The sequence below is a fragment of the Kitasatospora griseola genome (assembly GCF_044999035.1).
Lineage (GTDB): Bacteria > Actinomycetota > Actinomycetes > Streptomycetales > Streptomycetaceae > Kitasatospora > Kitasatospora griseola.
Genome location: NZ_CP173360.1, coordinates 2,682,679 through 2,707,959, shown reverse-complemented (window position 1 = coordinate 2,707,959; position 25,281 = coordinate 2,682,679). Strand labels below are relative to the sequence as shown.

The window sequence follows — 25,281 nt, the reverse complement described above, 5'->3', positions numbered from 1 at the left end:
GCCTATAGACGTATAGGACCAAAGGTGGACAACTGTGGCTGTCTACGCTTGAAGTCATGGACCAACCCGAGATCGACCACGACGCGCCTACTCCGGTCTACCGGCAGATTGCGGCGTTGATCATCGCCGACATTGAGCGCAACGCGCTGGCTGCCGACAGGAAGATCCCGTCAGAGTCCGCACTTACGCAGCGCTTCGGGGTCGCCCGTGAGACAGCCCGGAATGCCGTCCGGTATCTCCGGGAAGAGGGGTGGGTCTACACCGTGCCCCAGCGCGGCACGTACGTGGCAGCCCGGGGCAGCAGCGAGCCCCGCCCTGCCGAAGTTCACCGGCGGGACGGGGCGTAGGAGAGTGGTCTGCGCTCCCGGCTAGCGGCGAGGGCAGACACGTAGGCCCCGTCCGCTACTGCTCATGCGGACGCGCCCCACGCGCAGAGCATCGGGGCCGAAGTCAGCTTCCCGCCCGCATGACCAGATCGCGGTACGGGAGGGAGACTGTCGAGTTCCCGAAGATCCCCAACGACTTCTCCACCTCTCCGATCAGCTCGACCGCGCCGGCGGCGGTGTCCCGAAGGACTTCCGTTTCCACGAACACCCCGGCCCCGCCGACGGTGTCGATGTTCACGGTCACGCCCGGCAGGTCGGGGTGCCGGTAGGTGACCCGGGTCTTCACCACACGCACCAGCTCACGCATGCCGATGTTGGCGAGCAGCCGTTCGGCTGCGGCAGCCTGGTCGGCTTCGGCGAGGATCACGTTCGTCTCGGTCTTGGACACCACGTCGTCCGCGCTGTGCGTGGTCCCGGTGGACGCGGGCTTGTACGTCACCTCCGCGGCACCGTCTCGGCGGCGGACCCGCAGGCACTCGACTGTCGCCATGTAGTCCACGTCCGGTCGGCTGTAGTAGGTGTCCACCTCCGTCACGGGCGCGTCGGCCGTGTAGCCGAGTTCGATCAGCAGTTCCGCCAGTGCCTGCCGGTCGGGGAGTTCCCGCTTGCGCTCGATCTCCGTCAAATCTGACATGCCGTCATCCTGCCGTACTGGCCGCCGAGTACACGCGAGCCAGCGTGGAGCGGCTGCACCATCGCTGCATGGCGTCCATCGCCGACTGGAGCCGGTCCGTGTCGGACAGCCGAATGTTCGAGAAAAGCACGAGCTGTTTGGCGTCGCGCAGCGGATTGGACAGGGTGCGCTGCAAGTACCGGTTGTAGTAGGTGCGATTGCGGCGCGTCACGTCCGACACGTGCACCGGCATGAGGATGGTCGGGTCGCTGCCGGTCGATTCCGTGGAGCTGACGGCGACCGCGGACAGCAGCGCGTCCAGCGTCAGGTAGGCGTACGTCTCTCGACCTTCACGGACGCACCACGCCTCCCATACCGGGCGGCACTGGTCGTCGCCAGCTTCGGCAAGCGCCAGGAAGCGGGACAGGGCAATGTCCGAGCACATGTCGAAGACGTCGCCGTCCACCGTCAGGTGGTCTCCGAACGGCTCGCTGAGCGCCAGCATCATGCCGCGCTGCGACTCGGACAGGCGGCTTTCCGTCAGCCGGTAGTGCACCTGCTTGTGTCCGGCGCGCCGGCTGTTCCAGTCGGCCGCCAACTGGCCGTCGAGGTAGGGCGAGAAGCCGAGCACACCGGACCGCCACGCATAGTCGCGCATCGTGATGAAGTGCCGCTGAACCTCGCGGCAGACCCCCACCGGGGCGCCGACGATCACGGGGCGGTCGGGGGCGATGTCCCGCAGTGGCGCAAGTCGGGAGTCCTGCCGGATCACCACTTCGTCGTGGGCACCGTGGTAGGGGTGCGTTCCGTCGCTGAGGTACAAGGGCAGGAACATGCGCAGGAACTGGGTCCACGGTCGCCGGTCGTACGTCTGAGTTACCCGGACGTGCAGCGACTCGGCGTCGACGGCGTACACGTCGCGGTACGCGAAGAGGCCCCCCGGCCGGAGCACGGTCGGCAGGGTCCGTATCACGTCGTGAAGTCCGCCGTACCCGCCGCCGTAGCTGTACACCTCGTGCATCAGCGCGGACGCCGAGATCACGTCCACCGGCTCGGAAAGCAGCGACCCGAGATCCTGTGCGAACCCAGCCATCAACTCCACCGGACCGCCGGACTTCCGGTACTTCACCATGGCATCCGCCAACGTCGCGGACTGCACTCCGGGAACTTCGACCAGCGTGAGATCCACCGTTCCGCCCCTGCTGTCCGTGGCGAGCCGCGAGGCAAGGTAGTCCACGGCGGAGCCGCCTCCGGGGCCGATCTCGACCACACGCGGGCGCTCCGTGTCGATCCGCTGCAACGCCTGGTAGGTCAGCAGTCCCTTTTCCTCGCCGTGAGCGTTCGCGGCCACGTCCAGATAGCCGGCGTTGGCCTTCTCCTCGGTGGCGAACTTCGAACCGTTCAACTTCCCACCCCATGAATCGAGTTGGCGATTGATGACCGCCCCGGGCGCGGGGGTTGGTGCTGTACGCCCGGGGCGGGATTGCCGATCTCGGCTGTCCGACGCCGAAACCGGCACCGCCCGTTGGGTAGGGCGGTGTCTGTGAAGGTGGCGACTGGCGTTGGCGGGAATCTGTGAACGACGCTTCGGAGTCAGCGGCTCGGGGCGCCGGTGCGGGCCCGTCTGCGGCGCTGCCACGACTCGAACCAGTCCGGGCCGAATGAGCAACCGACCATCGCGACCGCCAGGGCGACGAAGCACGCCACCCACCGCACCCCGTCATCCGGTGCCAGCATGGCGAAGGCGAGCGCCCCACCCGCCGACACGGCGGAGCCGAGCGCCACTACGCCCGTCACGGCCGTCAAGCGCGTCACGGTTTACCCCGCCTTCTGGTGGTGGCTGACCTTTGCCGTCATGCCCACCCGCACCAGTTCGTTGAGGGTCGCGCTCCGCACCGTATGCGGGTCGGCCGTCCACGGCTCGCCGTCGCCGAACACCGGGGCGAGACGCCACCGGTCGCCGTCCACGTCCTGGAACGTCCCGCACCGGCCCGCCGCCGTGTCCACCACCAAGTCACCGACCTTGGGACAGGGCATCGGAGTGACCGAGTTGACCGCGGCATCGCGGGCGGCGAGCCCATCCCTCAGCACGCCAACGACCATCAGCACGTCGTTCGCCGCGATTCGCCCCGGACTCACTCGCACATCACCCGTGACCGGTTCCCGCGGGTCGATGGTGAGCCCCGGGAGCGGAACGCCGATCTCCTCGAAGACTTCGCGCAAGGCTTCGCCCGCCTCGATTGCCTCCCTGCGCCGTTCCTTGACGATCCCGCGCAGCATGCGGTTTGCCACGATGGCCCCTTGGTTGCTGGTTAGCTCCTTGGCTCTACGCAACCGCACGACCACGCTGCGCGCTAGGCTCGCAGGTGTCGGGAGATATAAGACCCATAAGAGCGGGAAGTCCCACCCATGGCAGAACGGAAGCCAAACCGTTTACTAGCAGCGCTCTTGACTGACAGTCAGTACACACAAAGCGCGTTTGCGCGGGCCGTGAACGCGGTCGGCACTGAGAACGGCCGACCGACGACATACAGCCAACCCTCCGTCTCCCAGTGGCTCGGCGGGACGGTTCCCGAGCCCCCGGCCCAGACTGCGATCCTCGAAGCCCTGACTCGCCGGCTCGGCCGACTCGTGACCCACGCAGAAGCGGGCTTCCCGCCACCCGCCGACCAACCCGCCCTTACAGGTACTGTCGAAGGGTTGATCGAACTGGGGAGGCAGGACATGGACCCCTCGCGCCGTGGAGTGCTCGGCGCAAGCCTGTTCGCCGTCGCGCTGACCGTTCCCGGCTGGCAAGACGTTCTTGCCCGAGCTGAGTCCATCCAGCGCGGCCAGACCATCCGGATAGGGATGCCCGAGGTGGCATCCGTCATAGCAATGACCGAGCGTCTCAGCAGCATTGACGACGAGTTCGGCGGACGGGCCGCACGCCCGATGGCAGCCAGCTACCTGGTCAATACCGTGGGGCCGTACCTTCGCGCCGAAGCCCCGGACGCCGTGCGGAAGGCGATGATGTCTGCCGCCAGCGACCTGTGTTATCTGACGGGATACATGGCGGTTGACGAAGGGCTGCACGGCCTCGCGCAGCAGTACTACGTCAAGGCACTTGAACTCGCCGGGGTCGCCGAAGATCACTTGACCTACTGCACCACCCTCCGTGGGATGAGCGTGCAAGCGGTCGACCTTGGGCACGGGCGACGGGCGATGCAACTTGCCGACGCTGCTGCTGCGGCGTCTCCCGTGGCGGGCCCGAGGATGCGGGCGTTCCTCGCCGGTCAGCAGGCGCATTCAGCCGCAGTTTCGGGCGACACCAACACGGCACTTCGCCACCTCGCAGACGCAGAACGGGCAATGGACGTCGCGGAGTCGGAGAGCAGAGCGTTCGGATCATACGATCCGAGTTCGCTCAACTACCACGTAGCGCAAGTCCGTTACGCCATCAAGGACGTAAGTGGTTCCGTTGCGGCGATGCTCGAATCTGACCGACTGCGCTACTCCGTCTACCAGCGCGGCCGTGTCCGTCACCGTGCCACTCTGGCGGAACGGCAACTCCAGCTCGGTCATCTGGAGGAAGCATGCCGCACGTGGCACCTTGCTCTGGACGACTACCCGAAGGTCCAGAGCGGACGCGCGGACGACCGGGTGCGGATCATGATGGGGCTGCTGGCTGCGCATCCTCGGAACGAGTACGCACGCAACCTGTACGAACGGGCTCGGACGCTGGTTCCGGTGCACCTCGCCGCGTAGCTGCCCTGCCAGAAGCCCCCGGAAACGACAAAGGCCCCGCCTCGACCACCCGCAAGGGGAGGACAAGGCGGGGCCGTTGTTGCGCGTTGCGGGGTCAGCCGGCGAGGACGTTCATCAGGCGGGCGGCGGCCTTGCCACCGAACAGCGCGATACCGCAATAGAACTCGATCCGGGTCCGGAACACCGGCTTGTCGTGGGCCTCGCCAAGGTCGGTCACCTGAATGCCACCGTTGGTCAGACCGGTGACTCCCCCGTCCGCGTCGGAGCTGCCGAACCGGACGGCGTATATGTCACCGGTCTCCTTGCCACCCGTACCCGTGGTGAGCGGGAGGACGTCGGTGCCGTCGAGCTTCTGGCCGGGGTCGAGCATCGGGATGCCGTTCCACATGGTGACTTCCTTGCCGTGGATCTGCGCGGTCAGCAGTTCCGAGCCGCCGAGTCGGCGGAACCCGGAACGGATCTTCGCGATGATCGCGGCGTTCATGTACAGCGCGCCGTTCTGGCTGGTGATCCCCTGCACCTGGGCGGTCAGCGCGTCCAGGGCGTCGAAGAAGTCGTAGCCGCCGGAGATGGGCCCGGCGCCCTTGGCGTCAAGGACCTGGCGGCCGATCAGGCGCTTGCACAGACCGTCGAAGCCGAGCGGGTTCACCTGCGTGTCGCCGTTGAAGAACTGGTCGGAAAAGTGGACCGACGCGGCCTTGACCTTCATGGTCTCCTGGATTGCGCGCTGGTCGTTGATGTTGCCGCGGGTCTTGACGATGAACTTGTCGACGTCGCTGTCGCCGCCGAGGATCGCCAGGGTCTCGATACGCGGGCTGACCGCGCCCACGCTCTCCGGGTACGCCTCGTTGACGGCGCGGAACGACACCCCGGGAAGGGCGGACTCCTCGTTGTAGCGGAACGCGTTTCCTTCGAACTGGATCAGCGGCAGCCGGTCGAGGATCGGCGATTCCTGGACGAAAGTTTCGACGACGCCTCGCTGAAGGTCGTCGGTCGAGAGCTTCGCGGACTCGGCAAGGGTGAGGGCCATAGTGACTATCTCCTGATTCTCTTTGCAGGATGGGTAGTTAAACCCCAGATTCGGATTTACCATCCGGATTCAGCGGAGCGACGATTCGTCACTCTCCGCACAAACGCTTGTAGCTGCGGCGTGAGCTTTTTCCCTCCCTGCCGATCAGCGGCGAGAGGGGAGGGGAGTCGGGGCCTGGCTACCCCGTCACCATGAAGTGGGGATGCGACGTTTCCTCGGTGTCTGGTGCCCCGAGTGTGATAGGTGCGCGGTAACCCGCCCTCTACTTACTAAGAGGGAGCGAACGTCGCCCGCCATCGCCGGGCGGTGAACCTGGACGCTCCGTCCCTCTACCTCCCAAGAGGGAGCGGACGTTGCCGGTGCGGTGGAGCGGTGGAAGCGGGGCCGTTCTGGCTTTCTTCTTATTTTTTCTATGTGTTCTAAAAAACAGGTAGAACCACCGCTCCACCGCAACTCGCCCCGCTGTTGGCCCGGCCCGAGTTGGCAGGCCCGAGCCCGGATACCTGTGTGCGGGCACTGGCGAGCATGGAACTGTTCCCCTGGGGTCTCGGTCTGACGTGTCTTGGCAGTGGGCGGCTTACTCTCGGCTCGACCAGGTTCTGAGTGGCGGCGGTCTCCCAGAGCCCCGACCGGGTTGTCCCTGCTCTCACTGGTAGTAGGGAGCGGACGTTTCCCGTCGCCGTCGGGCGGCCGGGGTCGGCCTGTCTTCCGGTTACTAGAGGGAGCGGACGTTGCCGGGAGTGGTGCAGTGGCGAAAGTGGTACCGGTCTAGCTTTCTTCCTATTTTTTCTATGTGTTCTAAAAAAATAGGTAGAACCACCACTCCACCACAGCTCGGCCCGCTGTTGGCCCGGCCCGAGCCGGCGAGCCCGAGGCCCGACGCGCCCGTGTGCGGGCAGCAGAAAGCCCCGGCCGGTCACGGGGACCAACCGGGGCTGTTCGGGGCTTCTACGGGTCGTCAGGCGGCTTGCTCGGCTCACTGATGGTTCATCGCCCGGTGTGGCTCAGCCCTTCTTTCGGGCATACCCGAAGACTCCTACCGCGCCGGTGACGACGTACAGGATGTGAACGTCTAACACGGCCAGGAGTGCGGCTGTTGCGACGGCACAGGCCCCAGCCTCTAGGACGGGCCAGGCGTTTTTCCAGAAGCTGTGTTCTCGGATAGTGGTCTTGTGGTGCAGGTATGCACAGTCGTTGCAGCACGGCACGTCACCGATCCCGTCAACAGCACGAACCATGGTCGCGGGGACGTCTTCTCCATGCTCACGTTGGGCGTACTGACAGGCCGTGTCCTGAAGCATGCGCTGTTCCTCTACAACTCGGCTGTCCTGCCCTGAGACCGCACCTTCGTACTACGGGCGTGGGTCGACAGTCCAGATGTCAGACGTGCCCGGGCATGCCGAAGCCCCAGCAGGCATAGGGCCTTACCGGGGCTCTGCTGGGCCGTCAGGCCGCTTGTGTGTAGTCGTCGTCCTCGGCCTGTTCGGGGGTGGCCCACACGATGGTGACCCGCTCTACTCCGTTGAACCGGACGCGCTTGCCGTGGGCGGGGGTGACGATCACCTGATCTATCGCAAGGTGCAACAGGTCGCGCTGCAACTGCGGGTCTGCCTGGTGCCATGTGTCCGCGGCGTTGCCTTCGATCAGCCACGTGATATCGACGGTGCCGCCGCCGACCAGTCCGGAGAGGCGTTCCTCTGCGGCGTCCAACCGGGCCTCGGCACGGTTCTTCGCGGGCATGCGGTACCGGGCGGAACGGCCGGAGTAGAACCCGGCAGCGTTGTCTTGGTGGAACTTGTCCAACTCCGCTTTTGCCGCAGCGACTTCGGCGCGGGCCTCGGCCACCTCTGCGCCTTCCTCGGGGCGGGTGATGGCCTGCCAGCGTTCGGCGACGGCGATCAACAGCGGGTCGTCGTCCTCGGCCGAGTGCAGCCGCGCCGACCACGCGTCCACGACGTACCGCAGCAGCGCCGGACGGGACGCGGACGCCGGAGCGGAGCAACCTCCGTTGGCAGCGCGCCGGTTGCAGGTGTAGCTACACCCTTGCAACGACATGGCCGAGCCGCAGTTGCCGCACGTGGTTCGCTTCCCGTGCAACGGGTGCACCTGGCGTCCCGGGCGGGGCTTCTTGTTGTCCATGATCTGGTGGCCTGCCAGGACTCGGCGGGCCCGCTCGGCAAGCTCGGCGGGGATCATGCGCGGCAGCGTTTCGTCAGTGACGCAACGGACGTTCTCGCCGGTGTCGGGGTGGATGTACCGGGACGGCCGCTTGTGCGACTTCTGCGCGCCGACTGCCGGGGCCACGGTCAACCACCCCTCGTACACGGGGTGGACGACGATTGCCCAAATGGTGCTGGCACGCCAGTATGCACCGGTGCCGGTGCGCAGACCCTCAGAGTTGAGCGTCCGCGACAGGGCCCGCGCGGAAGTGCCGTTCGACAACGCCCAGAAAATCCGCTTCACGACGTCCCACGGGGTCACCTCCTGCTGTTCCGCCGTCAGGCACATGTACGGGGCGGTGTCCGGGGCGAGTCGGCGATTCGTGTCCGCCGTCAGACCGAACGGGGCCCGGCCGAGCCACCGTCCTTCTTTCTGCTGCTTCGCTTTGGTGCCGCGGACGTTGTGGCTCAGACGCTGCGAGTACTCCCGCGCGGTCTCGGCACGGTCGAGAATCCAACGGCGGTCGCGTTCGTCCATGGAGTCGAGACGCTCGTAGTCGAAGATCACACGGGCCTTGCCCAGGATCGGAACGACGGACTCAGCCCCCTTGCGGGAGAACCGGTCGAGCGCGTAGCACCACAGCACCGGCACTTCGCCAGCCAGCACGGCGTCAAGGGCGGCGTCCATCTTGGGCCGCTTGACGTCCGACCAGGCGGACAGGTTTTCCTTCCACACGGTCCGAACGCAGTACCCCTGTTCGGCGACCCACGCGCGGCCCCGGTCTTCCTGTGCCCGGATGGACAGGGCCCGCTCGCCCTCGCGGACGATCTTTGACTTGCGCAGCAGAAGGTCAGCCTGCGGCCGACCGTGGCAGGGGCAGATGCCCGCCTGTGTGGTTTCCATGCTCTTGTGAGGGAGCGAGGATTGCCGGGCAGGGCGGGCAAGGGTGGCGGTCGACATGGGCGGGCCCCTCAGAGATGCGGGGTCGGCCCGCTCCGAGTAGGCGTTGCAAGACCTTCGCGCCTACTGGGAACTGCGCGAAGCGGAAGGCACCCAACAGCAAGATCGCGACGCAGGACAGTGACCTGCACGTGCTCGCGACCCTGCGGACCGGTGTGCGCTTGTCGCGCAGTTCTCCCTCGCCATCGCCGGGCGGAGGCACCTCCGAACACGTCGGAGGCCCGGGAGAACGCGTCCCCCGGGCCCCCACACGCACGACTCCGCGTCAGCGGTCCGCGGCCTGAGCCTTCAGCGCCCGCTCCACGCCCGCCCGGGCCTCGACGACCTGGCGGCGCAGGGCCGGGGCCGGGTCGGCGGAGGCCAGCCACGCGTCGGTGGCGTCCAGGGTGGCCTGCGAGACGGAGTACGCGGGGTACAGGCCGCCGATGATCTGCTGGGAGATCTCGTGGCTGCGGGTCTCCCACACCTGCTTCACCGAGGCGAAGTACTTCTCGGTGTACGCCGCGAGCAGGTCCCGCTGGTCGGGCTGCTGGAAGCCGGCGATGACGGCCTCCTGGACGTAGTTGGTGAGGGTGTCGGACTCGACCACGGACGCCCAGGCCTCGGCCTTGGCCTCGGCGGTCGGGCGGGCCGCCCGGCAGGTGGCGGCGTGCTCCTGGCCGGAGGAGGTGTTGTCGCGGGCGAGCTCCGCGTCGATCGCGGCCTCGTCGGCGCGGCCGGTCGCGACCAGGCGGCCGAGCAGGGTCCAGCGCAGCTCGGTGTCGACGGCCAGGCCCTCGATGGTCTCCGAGCCGTCCAGCAGGCCGGCGAGCAGCGCGAGCTGACCGTCGGTCCGGGCCGAGGCGGCCAGCGCGCGGGCCCAGGCGAGCTGGTGGTCGCTGCCGGCGGGGGCCTCGCGCAGCGAGGTCTCGGCGGCAGCGGCCCAGCGCTGCAGACCGGTCTCGCGCCACGCCGGGTCGGCGTACAGCTCCAGCGCGACCTTGATCTGGCGGTGCACGGACTGGACCACGCCGATGTCGCTCTCGCGGCGCAGGCCGGACAGCGCCAGCGACAGGTAGTCGCGGGTGGCGAGCTCGCCGTCGCGGGTCATGTCCCAGGAGGAGGCCCAGCACAGCGCGCGGGGGAGCGAGTCGGTGAAGTCGCCGAGGTGCTCGGTGACGACGGCCAGCGACTCGGCGTCCAGGCGGACCTTCGCGTAGGACAGGTCGTCGTCGTTGAGCAGCAGCACGGCGGGCCGCGGGCGGCCGGTCAGCTGCGGGACCTCGGTGCGCGCGCCGTCCACGTCGAGCTCGATGCGGTCGGTGCGGACCAGGTCGCCGTCGACCAGCTCGTACAGGCCGATGGCGATGCGGTGCGGGCGCAGCACGGCCTCGCCGCGGGCGCCGGCGGGCAGCGCCGGGGCTTCCTGCAGGACGGCGAAGGACTCGATGACGCCGTCCGCGGAGACCTCCAGGGCGGGCCGCAGCACGTTGATGCCGGCGGTCTCCAGCCACGCCTTGGACCAGGTGCGCAGGTCGCGGCCGCTGGCCTCCTCAAGGGCGCCGAGCAGATCGGTGAGGCGGGTGTTGCCCCAGGCGTGGCGCTTGAAGTAGGCGCGCACGCCCTGGAAGAAGGCGTCCTGGCCGACGTACGCCACCAGCTGCTTGAGCACCGACGCGCCCTTGGCGTAGGTGATGCCGTCGAAGTTGACCTGGACGTCCTCCAGGTCGTTGATCTCCGCCATGATCGGGTGGGTGGACGGCAGCTGGTCCTGCCGGTACGCCCAGGTCTTCATCTGGTTGGCGAAGGTGGTCCAGGAGTGCGGCCACTTGGAGCCGGGGGCCTCGGCCTGGCAGACCGCCTCGGCGAAGGTGGCGAACGACTCGTTCAGCCACAGGTCGTTCCACCACTCCATGGTGACGAGGTCGCCGAACCACATGTGGGCGAGCTCGTGCAGGATGGTCGCGGCGCGCAGCTCGTAGGAGGCGTCGGTGACCTTGGAGCGGAACACGTACTGGTCGCGGAGGGTGACGGCGCCCGCGTTCTCCATCGCGCCGGCGTTGAACTCCGGGACGAACAGCTGGTCGTACTTCGCGAACGGGTAGGCGAAGTCGAACTTGTCCTGGAAGTAGTCGAAGCCCTGCTTGGTGACGGCGAAGATCGCGTCGGCGTCGAGGAACTCGCGCAGCGAGGGGCGGCAGTAGACGCCGAGCGGCACGCGCTGCGCGCCGTTCTCGTAGGCGTCGAACACGCCGACGTAGGGGCCGGCCACCAGGGCGGTGATGTAGGTGGACATCCGCGGGGTGGGCTCGAAGGTCCACACCCGGGTGTCGCCGTCGCCGGCGGGCTCGGGGGTCGGCGAGTTGGAGATCACGACCCAGCCGGCCGGGGCGGTGACGGTGAAGGCGAAGGCGGCCTTCAGGTCGGGCTGCTCGAAGTTGGCGAACACCCGGCGGGCGTCCGGGACCTCGAACTGGGTGTACAGGTAGGTCTCGCCGTCGGCCGGGTCGACGAAGCGGTGCAGGCCCTCGCCGGTGTTGGTGTAGGCGCAGTCGGCGACCACCCGCAGCTCGTTCTCGGCGGCCAGGTCGGGCAGCGCGATGCGGCTGTCGGAGAAGTTCTCCAGCGGCAGCGCGCGGCCGTTGAGGACGATCTCGGTGACCGCGGGGGCGACCAGGTCGATGAAGGTGGAGGCGCCGGGCTCGGTGGCCGTGAACCGGACCACGGTGGTGGACCGGAAGGTGCCGCCCTCGCGCGCGGAGCTCAGGTCGAGCTCGATGTCGTACGCCTCCACATGCAGGAGTGCGGCCCGGGTGCGGGCCTCCTCACGGGTCAAGTTGGTGCCAGGCACGCAGGACTCCTTCGTCAGAGCTTGGTTACCGGGCATCCTCCCACGTGCGTAACGATCCGTGTTCGTACTTGACGGGCCCTCCGATCGGTACCGGAGCATAGAGTTCAGAAGTTGAAGCTGGACTTTGGACGAACGCAAGTGCGCCCTGGAGGGTGGAACATGTCGACGGACACACCGGGATCGCAGTCCTCGCTGCACCGGGCGAATCTCGAACGGGTGCTGCGGGCGGTGCGGATGGCCGGATCGCTGACCCAGGCCGAGATCGCCCGGGGCACGGGGCTGTCGGCCGCGACGGTGTCCAACATCGTCCGGGAGCTCAAGGAGTCCGGCACCGTGGTGGTCGCCGACACCTCCTCGGGCGGGCGCCGGGCGCGCAGCGTCTCGCTGAGCGGGGACGCCGGGATCGTGGTGGGCGTGGACTTCGGCCACACCCACCTGCGGGTGGCGGTCGGCAACCTGGCGCACCGGGTGCTGGCCGAGGAGAGCGAGCCGCTGGACGTGGACGTCTCCGCCCAGCAGGGGTTCGACCTGGCCGAGCGGATGGTGGCGCGGCTGCTGGAGCAGGCCGGCTTCCGGAGCGACAAGGTGATCGGCGTGGGCCTGGGCGTGCCCGGCCCGATCGACCAGGAGACCGGGGCGCTCGGCTCGACCGCGATCCTGCCCGGGTGGACCGGCGTGATGCCCGGTCAGGAGCTGGCGCAGCGCCTGGGCATGCCGGTGCACGTGGACAACGACGCCAACCTGGGCGCGCTGGGCGAGCTGGTCTGGGGCGCCGGGCGGGGCCTGGGCGAGCTGGCGTACATCAAGGTGGCCAGCGGCGTCGGCGCGGGACTGGTGATCAACGGCCAGATCTACCGCGGCCCGGGCGGCACGGCGGGTGAGATCGGGCACATCACGCTGGACGAGGCGGGCCCGGTGTGCCGCTGCGGCAACCGCGGCTGCCTGGAGACCTTCGTGGGCTCCCGCTACCTGCTCAACCTCTTGAACGCCAACCACCCGGGCGAACTGACCCTCGGGAAGGTGGTGCAGCTGGCCCAGCAGGGCGATCTGGGCTGCCGCCGGGTGATCGCCGACGCCGGCCGCCAGATCGGCATGGGCGTGGCCACCCTGTGCAACCTGCTCAACCCCCGCCGGGTGATCCTGGGCGGAGAGCTGGCCGAGGCCGGTGAGCTGGTGCTTTCCCCGATCCGGGATTCGGTGGCCCGGTACGCGATCCCCAGCGCCGCCCGCCAGCTGTCGGTGGTCCCGGGGACGCTGGGCGGCCGCGCCGAGGTGCTCGGGGCGTTGGCCCTGGTGATGAGTGAGATGGGGGAGACGGGCGGGATCTGAGTCGCTTCGAGGGGCTCCTGAGAGCCCCTGACGGGCCGTCCGATCTCGACTGAGCCTTCAGGAAGATAACGAAAGGGTTTGAATCCCCGGGGCTGATGCTTTACTTGTTGACGACAAGCTTGGTGACGGGGTTGACTCCTGCCCACCTCGCCGCAACGTTGCGGCTCTGTCAGGGAGGCACCCCCCACCATGAACGCAATGATGCGTCGCGTCGTCGTCGGCACCGCCGCTGTCTCGATGGCACTGACCATGGCCGCGTGCGGCAAGGCCGGCAGTGACAAGAAGGACGGCGCGGCCTCGGGCAACAACAAGTCGATCGGCCTGCTGCTGCCGGAGAACGCCTCCTCGACCCGCTACGAGTCCTTCGACAAGCCGTTCATCGAGGCGAAGGTCCACGAGCTCTGCTCCGACTGCAAGATCGAGTACGCCAACGCCGAGGCCTCCGCGTCGAAGCAGAAGCAGCAGTTCGACACCCTGATCGCCCAGGGCGTCAAGGTGATCATCCTGGACGCGTTCGACGCCAAGGCCACCCAGACCTGGGTGAAGGAGGCCGCCGACAAGGGCGTCAAGGTCGTCGCGTACGACCGCCTGGCCAGCGGCCCGGTCTCCGCGTACGTCTCCTTCGACAACGAGAAGGTCGGCGAGCTCCAGGGCCAGGGCCTGGTCGACGCCCTCGGCGCCAAGGCCGCCGACTCCAACGTCGTGATGATCAACGGTGACGACGCCGACCCGAACGCCGCCCAGTTCAAGACCGGCGCGCACAAGGTGCTGGACAGCAAGGTCAAGGGCATCGTCTACGAGCAGAGCGGCGAGTGGAAGCCCACCGTCGCGGGCCAGAAGATCGGCGCCGCCATCTCCTCGCTCGGCAAGGACGGCTTCCAGGGCGTCTACTCCGCCAACGACGGCATGGCCGGCGCGATCATCACCCAGCTGAAGTCGCAGGGCATCAGCGTCCCGGTCGGCGGCCAGGACGCGAGCCTGGACGCGATCCAGCGACTGGTCTCCGGCGACCAGGCCTTCACCATCTACAAGGCCTACAAGCCGCTGGCCGACGCGGCCGGCGAGCTCGCGGTCAACCTGCTCCAGGGCAAGGACGTCAAGGGCGTCGCCACCTCCACGGTCGACAGCGGCGCGGACAAGGGCATCCCGTCCGTCCTGCTGGACCCCAAGGTCGTCACCAAGGCGAACATCAAGGACACCGTGATCGCCGACAAGCTGTACAAGGTCGCGGACATCTGCACCGCCGACTTCGCCGCTGCCTGCACCGCGGCCGGCCTGCAGTAACACCCGCCCGGCGGGAGCTTCCTGACCACCCGGAAGCTCCCGTCGGCCCTTTCGGTTCCAGCAGTCCCACCCCGCGCGTCCGGACCGGCGCGCGGGTCGCCCGTGTCGGAAACGTCAGGTCCGACACGGAACTCAAGGAGATGGTTCACGTGACAGGCGCACCCGTACTGGCGTTGCGCGGGGTCTCCAAGCGCTTCGGTGCCGTCCAGGCACTCACCGACGTGCAGCTGGAGGTCCATGCGGGCGAGGTCGTCGCCCTGGTCGGCGACAACGGCGCCGGTAAGTCCACCCTGGTCAAGACCATCGCGGGCGTGCACCCGATCGACGAGGGCGTCATCGAGTGGGAGGGCAAGCCGGTCTCCATCGGCCGCCCGCACGACGCGCAGGCGCTCGGCATCGCCACCGTCTACCAGGACCTCGCCCTGTGCGACAACCTCGACGTGGTCGGCAACCTGTTCCTCGGCCGTGAGCTCAAGCGCTTCGGCACCCTGGACGAGGTCGCCATGGAGAAGCGGGCCCGCGAGCTCCTCGACACCCTGTCGATCCGCATCCCCAGCGTCCGGATCCCGATCGCCGGCCTCTCCGGCGGCCAGCGCCAGGTGGTCGCGATCGCCCGCGCCCTGGTCGGCGACCCGAAGATCGTCATCCTGGACGAGCCCACCGCCGCCCTCGGCGTCGAGCAGACCGCCCAGGTCCTCGACCTGGTCGAGCGGCTGCGCGAGCGGGGCCTCGGCGTGATCCTGATCAGCCACAACATGGCCGACGTCAAGGCCGTCGCGGACACCGTCGCGGTGCTCCGCCTGGGCCGCAACAACGGCAGCTTCGAGGTGGCCACCACCTCGCACGAGGAGATCATCTCCGCCATCACCGGCGCCACCGACAACGCGGTGACCCGTCGTCAGGCCCGTATCGCGGAGGACGCCAAGTGAGCACCGAGACCCCCACCACGCCCACCCCGCCCGCCGTCGACCCGCGCCTGCTGGTCCGCAAGGAGGGCCTGGCCGGCTACCTCGACGAGTTCGGCCGCAAGGTCCGCAGCGGCGAGCTCGGCTCGCTGCCCGTCGTGGTCGGCCTGATCATCATCGCCGCCGTCTTCCAGTGGAAGACCGGCCACTTCCTCAACGCCGACAACGTCACCAACATCACCAAGTGGATCGCCGGCCCCGGCCTGATCGCCACCGGCGTGGTCTTCGTGCTGCTGCTCGGCGAGATCGACCTCTCGCTCGGCTCGGTGGCCGGCGCCACCGCCGCGATCTCCTCGGTGCTGGCCGTCCGCCAGGGCGTCAACGAGTGGCTGGCGGTGCTGATCGGCATCGCCGCCGCGGTCGCCCTGGGCGCCCTGCACGGCTTCTTCTTCTCGAAGATCGGCGTGCCCGCGCTGCTGGTCACGCTGGCCGGCATGCTCGCCTGGAGCGGCCTGCAGAACCTGGTCATCGGCAAGCTCGGCACCGTCAACAACCTCAACGACGGCGTCATCGCCAACCTGGACACCTACTTCCTGGGCGACGGTGACATCGTCTGGGCGTGGCTGGCCGCGATCCTCTCCATCGCGCTGTTCGCCGCCGGCCAGCTGCTCGACGCCCGCCGCCGCACGGCCGCCGGCCTGCCGGCCCGCCCGATCGCCGAGATCGCCATGCGCACCGGCGTGCTCGCCGTGATCGTGCTGGTGGTCGCCTACGTGCTCAACCAGGACCGCGGCCTGCCGCTGCCGCTGGTGCTGTTCGTCGGCATCGTCGCGATCACCGACTTCGTGCTCCGCCGCACCGGCTACGGCCGGCAGATCTTCGCGGTCGGCGGCGGCATCGAGGCGGCCCGCCGGGCCGGCATCAACGTCGCCTGGGTGCGTACCTCGGTGTACATGATCTCGGCCGGCCTGGCCGGTCTCGGCGGCCTGTTCATCGCCTCCCAGCAGGGCTCGGCGGACAAGGGCCTCGGTGGCGCCAACATGCTGATGAACGCCATCGCGGCGGCCGTCATCGGCGGCACCAGCCTGTTCGGCGGCCGCGGCAAGACCTGGTCGGCGCTGCTCGGCATCCTGGTCATCCAGTCCATCACCACCGGCCTGGACATGGTGGGCGCCGAGCAGGCCATCCAGTACATGATCACCGGCGCGGTGCTGCTCGCCGCGGTGGTCCTGGACTCGGTCTCCCGCCGCACCCAGAAGTCCAACGGACGCGGCTGACCCGGCACCACCCGCACCCGCGCGACCGGCACACTTCCCCGCCTTAGCGGGGCCGGTCGCGCGGTTCGGTGCTTTTCCACCCCTGCCACCCGAACGGGGGACGGGGTTGCCCGCCGCACTACGCCCGGGTAATGGACATTAGACTCAAGCGGGGCGTACGCCCTCCGGGCCCGAGCGGGCGCGAGAACTTGGACGAGGAGGAACGGGTGGCCCTGCTGACCCGTATTCGGGGACCGCGCGATCTCGATCGACTCACCCCCGCGCAGCTCGCGGAGCTCGCGGAGGAGATCCGCGCCTTCCTGGTGGAGGAGGTCTCCAAGACCGGCGGCCACCTCGGACCCAACCTCGGCGTGGTCGAGCTGACCCTCGCCATGCACCGGGTCTTCGACTCGCCGCGCGACCGGATCCTGTTCGACACCGGTCACCAGAGCTACGTCCACAAGCTGCTGACCGGCCGCCAGGACTTCTCCCGGCTGAAGATGAAGGGCGGCCTGTCCGGCTACCCCTCGCGCGCCGAGTCCGAGCACGACGTGATCGAGAACTCGCACGCCTCCACCGTCCTCGGCTACGCCGACGGACTCGCCAAGGCCAACAAGATCCAGGGCCACAAGGACCGCCCCGTGGTCGCCGTGATCGGCGACGGCGCGCTCACCGGCGGCATGGCCTGGGAGGCGCTGAACAACATCGCCGACAGCCAGGACCTGCCGATCGTCATCGTCGTCAACGACAACGAGCGGTCCTACTCGCCGACCATCGGCGGCCTCGCCAACCACCTGGCCACCCTGCGCACCACCCAGGGCTACGAGCGCTTCCTGTCCTGGGGCAAGGACGCGCTGCAGCGCACCCCCGTGGTCGGCCAGGCGATGTTCGACACCCTGCACGGCGCCAAGAAGGGCCTGAAGGACTTCATCGCCCCGCAGGGCATGTTCGAGGACCTCGGCCTGAAGTACCTCGGCCCGATCGACGGCCACGACCTGCAGGCGCTGGAGTCCGCGTTCACCAAGGCCCGCAACTTCGGCGGCCCGGTCATCGTGCACTGCATCACCGAGAAGGGCCGCGGCTACCACGCCGCCGAGAACAACGACGAGGACCGCTTCCACGCGGTCGGCGTGATCCACCCCGACACCGGCCTGCCGGTCAAGACCTCCGGCAAGGACTGGACGTCGGTGTTCGGCGAGGAGATGGTCGCGCTCGGCCGCGAGCGCCGCGACCTGGTCGCCATCACCGCCGCCATGCTGCACCCCGTCGGCCTCGCCCCGTTCGCCAAGGCCTACCCGGAGCGGATCTTCGACGTCGGCATCGCCGAGCAGCACGCCGCCGTCTGCGCCGCCGGCCTGGCCACCAACGGCCTGCACCCGGTGGTCGCGGTCTACGCGACCTTCCTCAACCGGGCCTTCGACCAGGTCCTGATGGACGTCGCACTGCACAAGCTCGGCGTCACCTTCGTGCTCGACCGGGCCGGCGTCACCGGCACCGACGGCGCCTCCCACAACGGCATGTGGGACATGTCGATCCTGCAGGTCGTCCCCGGCCTGCGGCTGGCCGCGCCGCGCGACGCCGAGCAGGTCCGGCTCCAGTTGCGCGAGGCCGTCGAGGTGGCCGACGCCCCGACCGTGGTCCGCTACTCCAAGGGCAACGTCGGCCCCGCCGTGCCCGCCGTCGGCACCGTCGGCGGCATGGACGTGCTGCGCCGCCCCGAGGCCGACTCCGCGGACGAGGCCGCCGACGTGCTGATCGTCTCGATCGGCGCGATGGCCCCGACCTGCCTGGAGGCCGCCGAGCTGCTCGCCCAGCAGGGCATCAGCAGCACCGTGGTCGACCCGCGCTGGGTCAAGCCGGTCGACGCCGCGCTGCCCGGCCTGGCCGCCCAGCACCGCCTGGTCGTCACCGTCGAGGACAACGGCCGGGCCGGCGGCGTCGGCTCCGCGATCGCCCAGGCGCTGCGCGACGCCGACGTGGACGTGCCGCTGCGCGACTTCGGCATCCCGCAGGAGTTCCTCGACCACGCCTCGCGCGGCGAGATCCTCGACGAGATCGGGCTCACCGCGCCCGCCATCGCCAAGAAGATCGAAGCACTGGTCAGCACCCGCTCCTTCGCCCGGAGCTGACCACTCGCAATCCCCCCAGCGCACCGTCACGGGACCGCCTTTTGGCCCTGTGACGGTGCGCTTATTGTCGGACGGTCACACTCATTCGTGGACTGCCCCTGACTACGCCCGTCCACGCCCGGTAGGTTGTCATCCGTGTCCCTCACCCTCACGAGCAGCCCACGTGCCCTTGCCGAGCGCCTCCCAGAGCGCCTCCGCACCGGGTACTGGACCAGACTGGTCCCGCTGCTCGCCGTGCTGGCCACACTGACCCACCTGCCGTCCTTCCTGCGCCCCGTGTGGAGCCCCGACGAGGGCTACCTCGCCACCCAGGCCCGGATGCTCGCCGACGGCGGCGTCCTCTACGACACCGTCGTCGACCGCAAACCCCCGCTGCTGCCCTGGCTGTACGAAGCCTGCTTCGCGCTCTTCGGCTCCGCCTCGCTCTGGCCGCTGCGGACCCTCGCGATCGTCGCCCACCTCGCCACCGCGATCCTGCTGGCCTCGCTCGCCCGCGGCCGCTGGGGCGACAAGGCCGGGCGCTACGCGGGCATCCTCTACCTGCTGGTGTCCATCGGGCTCTCGCCCGAGGACACCCAGGCCGCGACCTTCGAAGTCTTCATGCTGCCCGCGATGGTCGCCGCCTTCCGCTACGCCGAGCGCCGCCGCTGGCTGGCCGCCGGCATCGCGGTCGCGCTCTGCTCGCTCACCAAGCAGACCGGCGGCGCGGTCATGCTCCCCGTGCTGTGGATGCTCCTCCAGGACACCCGCCGCCGCGGCGTCCGCTGGCCCCCCGCGCTCGCCAAGATCGGCTTCGGGTTCGCGCTGCCGATAGCGCTGGTCGCCGTCATCCTCACCAAGCCCAAGGGCTTCCTGTTCTGGGTCGTCACCGGCTCCGGCGACTACGCCGGCCTCGGCTCCGACTGGCCCCAGATGATCGGCCGCGCACTCGGCAACTCCGCCATCCTGATGAGCGCCGGCCTGGCCTTCCTGCTGCCGTTCGCCCACCGCCTGTGGCTGCGTCACCGCCGACGACCCGTCCCCGCCCGCGGACCCGAGCACGGCTCCACCGTCGACCTGTGGATGTGGCTCGCCTCCTCGGTGATCGCCGTCTCGATCGGCTTCCACTTCTTCGGCCACTACTACCTCCAGCTGATGCCCCCGCTGGTCCTGCTCGGCGTCGGCGCCGTCGCCACCTCCGCGATCTCGTGGCGGCCCGTCCTGATCTACTCCGCCCTCGCCAGCAGCTTCTTCTGCGTCCTCGCCGTCCTCTGGCCCGGCCAGCGCCTCACCCAGACCACCGAGGTCGCCACCGCCGTCGCCGCCCAGACCACCCCCAAGGACACCGTCCTGATCTGGGGCATGCACCCCGAGCTCTACTGGCTCGCCGACCGACGCCCCGTCACCCGCTACCTCACCGCCGGCTTCCTCACCAACTTCAGCGGCGGCAAGGGCGCGGACAAGGTCGGCGAACAGTACTCCGTCGCCGAGGCCTGGCAGACCTTCGACAACGAGATCTCCACCAACGGCTTCCCGGAGGTCGTCGTCGACGACTCCGGCACCTCCCCCTACCAGCCCGACATGGTGCCCCGCATCGCCACCCTCCTCAACACCCACTACGAGGTCGTCGGCGTCACCGGGGACACCGTCATCTACCGCCTCAAGAAGTAGGCCGCCGACCGTGGGCCACTACCTGGAGGCCGTCGTCGCGGCCGGCACCCTGCTCCGCGCCAACGCCGCCGACCTCCCCGCCACCCGCGTCGTCCCGCCCGCCCAGGCCTCGCGCTGCTCCCGATGAGTGACGGACGGGACGAGGCGGTCAGGGGCGACGGCGCCCCCGCCGACGGCCGCCCCGACGAGTTCGACGCCATCGGCCTGGGCCGCCACGGCCGCACCGAGGACCGGCTCAAGGACGACTGAACCCCGCCAGCGCCGCCACCAGCCCCTCCGGCCGGAACAGCGGGTGCGGCGGCTCCGGACACCCCGGCAGCTCCACCGCCCCCGGCACCAGCGCCAGCAGCGCCTCCGCCGTCCGCCGCTGGTGCACCGGGTTCTCGGGCACCGACGGCAGCACCGCCACCGGCATCCGAAGCCCCGTCAACTCCTCGTCCGCGACCCCGCGCAGCACCCCGCCCGCCAGCAACGGCGCCACCTCGGCCGGCAGCCGCACGTCCACCCGCGCATCCCCGGCCGTCGCCGGCCACGCCAGCACCAGCCCCCGCACCCGCTCCGGCACCGCAAGCGCCATCCGCACCGCCACCGAGCACCCGTTGGACCCGCCGACCAGCACCACCGGCCCGTCCGGCAGCCCCGCCACCAGCTGCTCCGCCTCCGCCTCCCAACTCCCCGCCCGCATCGCCCGATCCGGCGCACACACCGCCACTCCGGCGCCCCGCAACCCCGCCACCACCCCGGTCCGCCCCCAGAACCGCTCGGCGTCCATCTCCTCGTCCCACAATCCGCCGTGCACCAGCACCAGCACGCCAACGGCTCCCTTCAAGCGGAAACCCGGCAGCATACCGGGCTACAAGATCGGTGACCTGGCAGATGCAGACGCGCTGCTGGCGAGGTTGCTCACGGCGGCCGTCCTCAGATCCTCGCCGGTCCCCGGGTGGCCAGTGCCGTTGAGGTAGCGGGCTTCGGCAGCGCGGATCAGTTCGTCGGCGAGCAGCTCCACCTCGGCAAGCAGAGCCGGGGGTGCTTCGGCGGCGACGTACTGGTCGTCCGGGTGGTACTCCCAGGACCAGGTCATCCGTTCACCGTCGCATAGGCCCGGTTGAAGATCTCCAGGCTCTCGCGGACGGCTTCGCTCCAGCGGGGGTCGTCGCGCTCAAGGGTCTGCACGGCGTGTTCGGCCTCGCGCAGGCGGGCGGCGGTACGGAGGCTGCGGGCGACCTCGATGTGGGCGGCCCAGGTGTTCAGGAAGGCGCGCAACGGGTCGATGGATCCGGCGCGGACGGCGAGAGCGAAAGCTTCGTCCTGCTGCTCCGTCATCTCCGGGAGACGGTGCGGGGCGACGGCAGCCAGGGCTGCGCGGAGGGCATCGGGGGTCTTCTCGGGGCGCGGAATCAGCCCGTCGTCGCGGTATGCGGAGTGGTCGGGCTGCGCGGTCATCGGGTCCTCCCTGGGGTGGCCCGGTCCAGCGTAGTCGCGCGAACGCCGACGGGCGGCACCCCCGTCCCGAAGGAGAGGAGTGCCGCCCGTCAGTGGGTTCGTCAGGCGGGGACCGAAGCCAGGCCCGGGGCCAGGAACTTCTTGCCGTTGACGCGCTCGGAGACGCCCTCGCGGTCGAGGTACGGGGTGATGCCGCCGAGGTGGAAGGGCCAGCCGGCGCCGGTGATCATGCACAGGTCGATGTCCTGCGCCTCGCCGACGACGCCCTCGTCGAGCATCAGGCCGATCTCCTGGGCGACGGCGTCCAGGGCGCGGGCGCGGACCTGGTCCTCCGTCAGGACGGAGTCGCCGAAGGTGAGGAGGGCGAGGACCTCGGGGTCGAGGACCTGGGCGCCGTCCTGCCAGATGTAGAAGCCGCGCTTGCCGGCCTTGACGACCTTGCCGAGGTTCTCGGAGACGGTGAACCGCTCCGGGAACGCGCCGTGCAGCGTCTCGGAGACGTGCAGGGCGATGGCCGGGCCGACCAGTTCGAGCAGGGCGATCGGGGACATCGGCAGGCCGAGCGGCTTGACCGCGGCCTCGACGGTCTCGAACGAGGTGCCCTCGTCGATGATGTTCTGGATCTCGCCCATGAAGCGGGTCAGGATGCGGTTGACCACGAACGCCGGGGCGTCCTTGGTGAGCACCGCGGTCTTCTTCAGCTTCTTGGCGACCCCGAACGCGGTGGCCAGCGAGGCGTCATCGGTCTTCTCGGCCCGGACGATCTCCAGCAGCGGGAGGATCGCGACCGGGTTGAAGAAGTGGAAGCCGACCACGCGCTCCGGGTGCTGGAGCTTGGACGCCATCTCGGTGACCGACAGCGAGGAGGTGTTGGTGGCCAGGATGGTGGTCGGCGAGACCACCGCCTCCAGCTCCGCGAACACCTTCTGCTTGACGCCCATCTCCTCGAAGACGGCCTCGATGACGAAGTCCGCGTCGCCGAACGCGACGGCCTTGTCGAGGTGGCCGGAGACCAGGCCCTTGAGCTTGTTGGCCTTGTCGCCGCCGATGCGGCCCTTCGCCAGCAGCTTGTCGATCTCGCCGTGGACGTAGCCCACGCCCTTGTCGATGCGCTCCTGGTCGATGTCGGTGAGCACCACCGGCACCTCCAGGCGGCGCGCGAACAGCAGCGCCAGCTGGGAGGCCATCAGACCGGCGCCGACGACGCCGACCTTGGTGACCGGGCGGGCCAGCGACTTGTCCGGCGCGCCGAACGGCTTCTTCGCGCGGCGCTGCACCAGGTTGAAGGCGTACAGGCCGGCGCGCAGCTCGCCGCTCATGATGAGGTCGGCCAGCGCGGCGTCCTCGGCGTCGAAGCCCGCCTGCAGGTCGCCGTCCTTGACCTGCTGGATGATGTCGAGCGCCTTGTACGCGGCCGGAGCGGCCCCGTGCACCTTGGCGTCGGCGACCCAGCGGCCCCACAGCACGGCGTCGTCCCACGCCTTGCCGCGGTCGAACTCCTCGCGCTCGACGACCACGTCGCCCTTGAGGACCTTGGCGGTCCACAGCAGCGACTGCTCCAGGAAGTCGGCCGGCTCGAAGATCGCGTCCGCGATGCCGAGCTCGAAGACGTCCTTGCCCTTGAGCTGCTTGTTCTGGGCCATCGAGTTCTCGACGATGACCTTGACCGCCTTGGCCGGACCGATCAGGTTCGGCAGCAGGGTGCAGCCGCCCCAGCCGGGCACCAGGCCGAGGAAGACCTCGGGCAGCGAGAACGCCGGGACGCCCGCGCTGACGGTGCGGTAGGAGCAGTGCAGGCCGACCTCGACGCCGCCGCCCATCGCCGCGCCGTTGTAGAACGCGAAGGACGGGACGGGCAGCGCGGCGATCCGCTTGAAGACGTCGTGGCCGCCCTTGCCGATGGCCAGGGCGTCCGAGTGCTCCTTGAGCACCTCGACGCCCTTGAGGTCGGCGCCGACCGCGAAGATGAACGGCTTGCCGGTGATCGCGACGGCGACCACCTTGCCCTCGGCGGCCTCGGCCTCGACCTGGTCCAGCGCCTCGGACAGCTTCGCCAGCGAACCCGGGCCGAAGGTGGTCGGCTTGGTGTGGTCGAAGCCGTTGTCCAGGGTGATCAGCGCCAGCTTGCCGGCCTGCAGCGGCAGGTCCAGGTGGCGCACGTGCGCAGTGGTGACGACCTCGCCGGGGAACAGTTCGGCGGCGCGCTGCAGCATCTCAGTGGTGCTCATGGTCACTTACCACCCTCGAAGTGCGGGTTCTCCCAGATGACGGTTCCGCCCATGCCGAAGCCGATGCACATGGTGGTCAGGCCGTAGCGGACGTCCGGGCGCTGCTCGAAGCGGCGGGCCAGCTGAGTCATCAGACGCACACCGGAGGAGGCCAGCGGGTGGCCGAACGCGATCGCGCCGCCGTACGGGTTGACCCGCTCGTCGTCGTCCGCGATGCCGTAGTGGTCCAGGAACGCCAGCACCTGGACGGCGAACGCCTCGTTGACCTCGAACGCGCCGATGTCGTCGATGGTCAGACCGGCCTTCGCCAGCGCCTTCTCGGTCGCCGGGACGGGACCGATGCCCATCACCTCGGGCTCGACGCCCGCGAACGCGTAGCTCACCAGACGCATCTTGACCGGCAGGCCCAGCTCGCGGGCCACGTCCTCGGCGGCCAGCAGCGAGGCGGTCGCGCCGTCGTTCAGGCCCGCCGCGTTGCCCGCGGTGATGTTGCCGTGCGGACGGAACGGGGTCTTCAGGCCGGCCAGCGACTCCATGGTGGTGCCCGGGCGCATCGGCTCGTCCGTGGTCGCCAGGCCCCAACCGGTCTCGCCGATGGCGGGGTTGGTGTTGCGGATCGCGATCGGCACCAGGTCCGGCTGGATGTCGCCGTTGGCGTACGCCTTCGCCGCCTTCTCCTGCGAGCGCACCGCGTACGCGTCGCACCGCTCCTTGGTCAGGTGCGGGAAGCGGTCGTGCAGGTTCTCCGCCGTCATGCCCATGAACAGGGCGGACTCGTCGACCAGCTTCTCCGAGACGAACCGTGGGTTCGGGTCCACGCCCTCGCCCATCGGGTGCCGGCCCATGTGCTCCACGCCGCCGGCCACGACCACGTCGTAGGCGCCGAACGCGATGCCGCCCGCGGTGGTGGTGACGGCCGTCATCGCACCCGCGCACATCCGGTCGATCGAGTAGCCCGGAACGGACTTCGGCAGACCCGACAGCAGCGCGGCGGTACGGCCGATGGTCAGACCCTGGTCACCGATCTGAGTGGTCGCCGCGACGGCGACCTCGTCGATCCGCTCGACCGGCAGGCTCGGGTTGCGGCGCACGAGCTCGCGGATGCACTTGACGACCAGGTCGTCCGCCCGCGTCTCGTGGTACATGCCCTTCGGGCCGGCCTTGCCGAACGGGGTGCGGACGCCGTCGACGAAGACGACGTCCCTCGCGGTACGAGGCACGGGGGCTCTCCTCCCAAGGGGACATGGCTGGGCGAGCGCGCCAAACATCGGCGCTGCTACGCGACCAATCTACCCGCGAGTAACAACGGCGGGCAAGGAGCAGAAAGAGTG

Annotated in this window: 22 protein-coding genes; 9 read left to right on the top strand and 13 right to left on the bottom strand. The window is 69.3% G+C overall.

Annotated features, from left to right (window positions below; all coding sequences use genetic code 11):
- The first annotated feature begins 56 nt into the window (after positions 1-56).
- Positions 57-347 carry a winged helix-turn-helix domain-containing protein gene (locus tag ACI1MP_RS12300; RefSeq protein ID WP_073809028.1) on the top strand — a complete coding sequence of 97 codons (291 nt, stop codon included), beginning with the start codon at positions 57-59 and terminating at the stop codon, positions 345-347.
- A gap of 103 nt (positions 348-450) precedes the next feature.
- Here the strand turns inward: ACI1MP_RS12300 and cyaB are convergent, their stop codons facing one another.
- From cyaB to ACI1MP_RS12280, 4 genes are all read right to left on the bottom strand, one after another.
- Positions 451-1,020 (bottom strand): class IV adenylate cyclase, encoded by a 570-nt coding sequence (cyaB, locus tag ACI1MP_RS12295; protein WP_073809030.1) that lies wholly within the window; start codon positions 1,018-1,020, stop codon positions 451-453.
- 4 nt (positions 1,021-1,024) lie between these two features.
- Positions 1,025-2,404 (bottom strand): hypothetical protein, encoded by a 1,380-nt coding sequence (locus ACI1MP_RS12290; RefSeq protein ID WP_404868666.1) that lies wholly within the window; start codon positions 2,402-2,404, stop codon positions 1,025-1,027.
- A 188-nt stretch (positions 2,405-2,592) separates the two neighbouring features.
- Entirely contained in the window at positions 2,593-2,814 is a 222-nt protein-coding gene (locus ACI1MP_RS12285) for a hypothetical protein (RefSeq protein ID WP_073809033.1), read from the bottom strand.
- 3 nt (positions 2,815-2,817) lie between these two features.
- Positions 2,818-3,291: a hypothetical protein gene (locus ACI1MP_RS12280; RefSeq protein WP_073809034.1), complete on the bottom strand. Its 474-nt coding sequence runs from the start codon at positions 3,289-3,291 to the stop codon at positions 2,818-2,820.
- A gap of 117 nt (positions 3,292-3,408) precedes the next feature.
- On the opposite strand from ACI1MP_RS12280, the gene ACI1MP_RS12275 reads away from it, so the two are divergent.
- Entirely contained in the window at positions 3,409-4,746 is a 1,338-nt protein-coding gene (locus tag ACI1MP_RS12275; RefSeq protein ID WP_198953237.1) for a tetratricopeptide repeat protein, read from the top strand.
- A 94-nt stretch (positions 4,747-4,840) separates the two neighbouring features.
- Here ACI1MP_RS12275 and ACI1MP_RS12270 read toward each other — a convergent pair whose 3' ends face one another.
- The 4 genes from ACI1MP_RS12270 to pepN all read right to left on the bottom strand — a co-directional run bounded on the left by ACI1MP_RS12270 (position 4,841) and on the right by pepN (position 11,726).
- Positions 4,841-5,776 (bottom strand): major capsid protein, encoded by a 936-nt coding sequence (locus ACI1MP_RS12270; RefSeq protein ID WP_404868665.1) that lies wholly within the window; start codon positions 5,774-5,776, stop codon positions 4,841-4,843.
- Positions 5,777-6,780: 1,004 nt separating this feature from the next.
- Positions 6,781-7,077, bottom strand: coding sequence for a hypothetical protein (locus ACI1MP_RS12265; protein ID WP_404868664.1), 297 nt, complete (start codon positions 7,075-7,077; stop codon positions 6,781-6,783).
- Positions 7,078-7,222: 145 nt separating this feature from the next.
- Positions 7,223-8,896 (bottom strand): recombinase family protein, encoded by a 1,674-nt coding sequence (locus tag ACI1MP_RS12260; RefSeq protein ID WP_404868663.1) that lies wholly within the window; start codon positions 8,894-8,896, stop codon positions 7,223-7,225.
- 265 nt (positions 8,897-9,161) lie between these two features.
- Entirely contained in the window at positions 9,162-11,726 is a 2,565-nt protein-coding gene (pepN, locus tag ACI1MP_RS12255; protein ID WP_404868662.1) for an aminopeptidase N, read from the bottom strand.
- A 159-nt stretch (positions 11,727-11,885) separates the two neighbouring features.
- On the opposite strand from pepN, the gene ACI1MP_RS12250 reads away from it, so the two are divergent.
- The 7 genes from ACI1MP_RS12250 to ACI1MP_RS12220 all read left to right on the top strand — a co-directional run bounded on the left by ACI1MP_RS12250 (position 11,886) and on the right by ACI1MP_RS12220 (position 20,528).
- Entirely contained in the window at positions 11,886-13,055 is a 1,170-nt protein-coding gene (locus tag ACI1MP_RS12250; RefSeq protein WP_043909958.1) for an ROK family transcriptional regulator, read from the top strand.
- 189 nt (positions 13,056-13,244) lie between these two features.
- On the top strand, positions 13,245-14,339 hold the full coding sequence (locus ACI1MP_RS12245; RefSeq protein ID WP_380339562.1) for a sugar ABC transporter substrate-binding protein: 1,095 nt from the start codon (positions 13,245-13,247) through the stop codon (positions 14,337-14,339).
- Between the two features lie 140 nt (positions 14,340-14,479).
- The gene (locus ACI1MP_RS12240) at positions 14,480-15,268 is read left to right on the top strand and encodes an ATP-binding cassette domain-containing protein (RefSeq protein WP_043909960.1); all 789 of its coding nucleotides are present in this window, start codon (positions 14,480-14,482) and stop codon (positions 15,266-15,268) included.
- Positions 15,265-16,521, top strand: coding sequence for a sugar ABC transporter permease (locus tag ACI1MP_RS12235; protein ID WP_043909962.1), 1,257 nt, complete (start codon positions 15,265-15,267; stop codon positions 16,519-16,521). The genes ACI1MP_RS12240 and ACI1MP_RS12235 overlap by 4 nt, the downstream gene beginning before the upstream one ends.
- A gap of 206 nt (positions 16,522-16,727) precedes the next feature.
- Positions 16,728-18,629, top strand: a complete 1,902-nt coding sequence (gene dxs, locus ACI1MP_RS12230) for a 1-deoxy-D-xylulose-5-phosphate synthase (RefSeq protein WP_200895355.1) — start codon at positions 16,728-16,730, stop codon at positions 18,627-18,629.
- A 135-nt stretch (positions 18,630-18,764) separates the two neighbouring features.
- Positions 18,765-20,279 carry a glycosyltransferase family 39 protein gene (locus ACI1MP_RS12225; protein WP_100589670.1) on the top strand — a complete coding sequence of 505 codons (1,515 nt, stop codon included), beginning with the start codon at positions 18,765-18,767 and terminating at the stop codon, positions 20,277-20,279.
- Between the two features lie 123 nt (positions 20,280-20,402).
- The gene (locus ACI1MP_RS12220) at positions 20,403-20,528 is read left to right on the top strand and encodes a hypothetical protein (RefSeq protein WP_404868661.1); all 126 of its coding nucleotides are present in this window, start codon (positions 20,403-20,405) and stop codon (positions 20,526-20,528) included.
- On the opposite strand, the gene ACI1MP_RS12215 is transcribed toward ACI1MP_RS12220, so the two are convergent.
- The 5 genes from ACI1MP_RS12215 to ACI1MP_RS12195 form a co-directional block, all read right to left on the bottom strand.
- A complete protein-coding gene (locus ACI1MP_RS12215; protein ID WP_380339551.1) occupies positions 20,515-21,108 on the bottom strand; it encodes an alpha/beta fold hydrolase in 594 nt (197 codons plus the stop codon). The genes ACI1MP_RS12220 and ACI1MP_RS12215 overlap by 14 nt on opposite strands.
- A 24-nt stretch (positions 21,109-21,132) precedes the next feature.
- Positions 21,133-21,360, bottom strand: coding sequence for a hypothetical protein (locus tag ACI1MP_RS12210; protein WP_404868660.1), 228 nt, complete (start codon positions 21,358-21,360; stop codon positions 21,133-21,135).
- Positions 21,357-21,722 (bottom strand): hypothetical protein, encoded by a 366-nt coding sequence (locus ACI1MP_RS12205; protein ID WP_380339546.1) that lies wholly within the window; start codon positions 21,720-21,722, stop codon positions 21,357-21,359. Before ACI1MP_RS12205 ends, ACI1MP_RS12210 begins: the two co-directional genes overlap by 4 nt.
- Before the next feature lie 101 nt (positions 21,723-21,823).
- A complete protein-coding gene (locus ACI1MP_RS12200; protein WP_043909968.1) occupies positions 21,824-23,950 on the bottom strand; it encodes a 3-hydroxyacyl-CoA dehydrogenase NAD-binding domain-containing protein in 2,127 nt (708 codons plus the stop codon).
- Between the two features lie 2 nt (positions 23,951-23,952).
- The gene (locus ACI1MP_RS12195; RefSeq protein ID WP_100589672.1) at positions 23,953-25,170 is read right to left on the bottom strand and encodes an acetyl-CoA C-acyltransferase; all 1,218 of its coding nucleotides are present in this window, start codon (positions 25,168-25,170) and stop codon (positions 23,953-23,955) included.
- Positions 25,171-25,281 lie beyond the last annotated feature (111 nt).

What these genes read in the sequence shown, in the direction of transcription:
- ACI1MP_RS12265 (WP_404868664.1), bottom strand. Translation starts at nt 7,077, where the DNA reads ATGCTTCAGGACACGGCCTGTCAGTACGCCCAACGTGAGCATGGAGAA.
- ACI1MP_RS12210 (WP_404868660.1), bottom strand. Translation starts at nt 21,360, where the DNA reads ATGACCTGGTCCTGGGAGTACCACCCGGACGACCAGTACGTCGCCGCC.
- ACI1MP_RS12260 (WP_404868663.1), bottom strand. Translation starts at nt 8,896, where the DNA reads ATGTCGACCGCCACCCTTGCCCGCCCTGCCCGGCAATCCTCGCTCCCT.
- ACI1MP_RS12200 (WP_043909968.1), bottom strand. Translation starts at nt 23,950, where the DNA reads ATGAGCACCACTGAGATGCTGCAGCGCGCCGCCGAACTGTTCCCCGGC.
- ACI1MP_RS12275 (WP_198953237.1), top strand. Translation starts at nt 3,409, where the DNA reads ATGGCAGAACGGAAGCCAAACCGTTTACTAGCAGCGCTCTTGACTGAC.
- cyaB (WP_073809030.1), bottom strand. Translation starts at nt 1,020, where the DNA reads ATGTCAGATTTGACGGAGATCGAGCGCAAGCGGGAACTCCCCGACCGG.
- ACI1MP_RS12220 (WP_404868661.1), top strand. Translation starts at nt 20,403, where the DNA reads ATGAGTGACGGACGGGACGAGGCGGTCAGGGGCGACGGCGCCCCCGCC.
- ACI1MP_RS12250 (WP_043909958.1), top strand. Translation starts at nt 11,886, where the DNA reads ATGTCGACGGACACACCGGGATCGCAGTCCTCGCTGCACCGGGCGAAT.
- ACI1MP_RS12245 (WP_380339562.1), top strand. Translation starts at nt 13,245, where the DNA reads ATGAACGCAATGATGCGTCGCGTCGTCGTCGGCACCGCCGCTGTCTCG.
- ACI1MP_RS12205 (WP_380339546.1), bottom strand. Translation starts at nt 21,722, where the DNA reads ATGACCGCGCAGCCCGACCACTCCGCATACCGCGACGACGGGCTGATT.
- ACI1MP_RS12270 (WP_404868665.1), bottom strand. Translation starts at nt 5,776, where the DNA reads ATGGCCCTCACCCTTGCCGAGTCCGCGAAGCTCTCGACCGACGACCTT.
- ACI1MP_RS12300 (WP_073809028.1), top strand. Translation starts at nt 57, where the DNA reads ATGGACCAACCCGAGATCGACCACGACGCGCCTACTCCGGTCTACCGG.
- ACI1MP_RS12240 (WP_043909960.1), top strand. Translation starts at nt 14,480, where the DNA reads ATGGTTCACGTGACAGGCGCACCCGTACTGGCGTTGCGCGGGGTCTCC.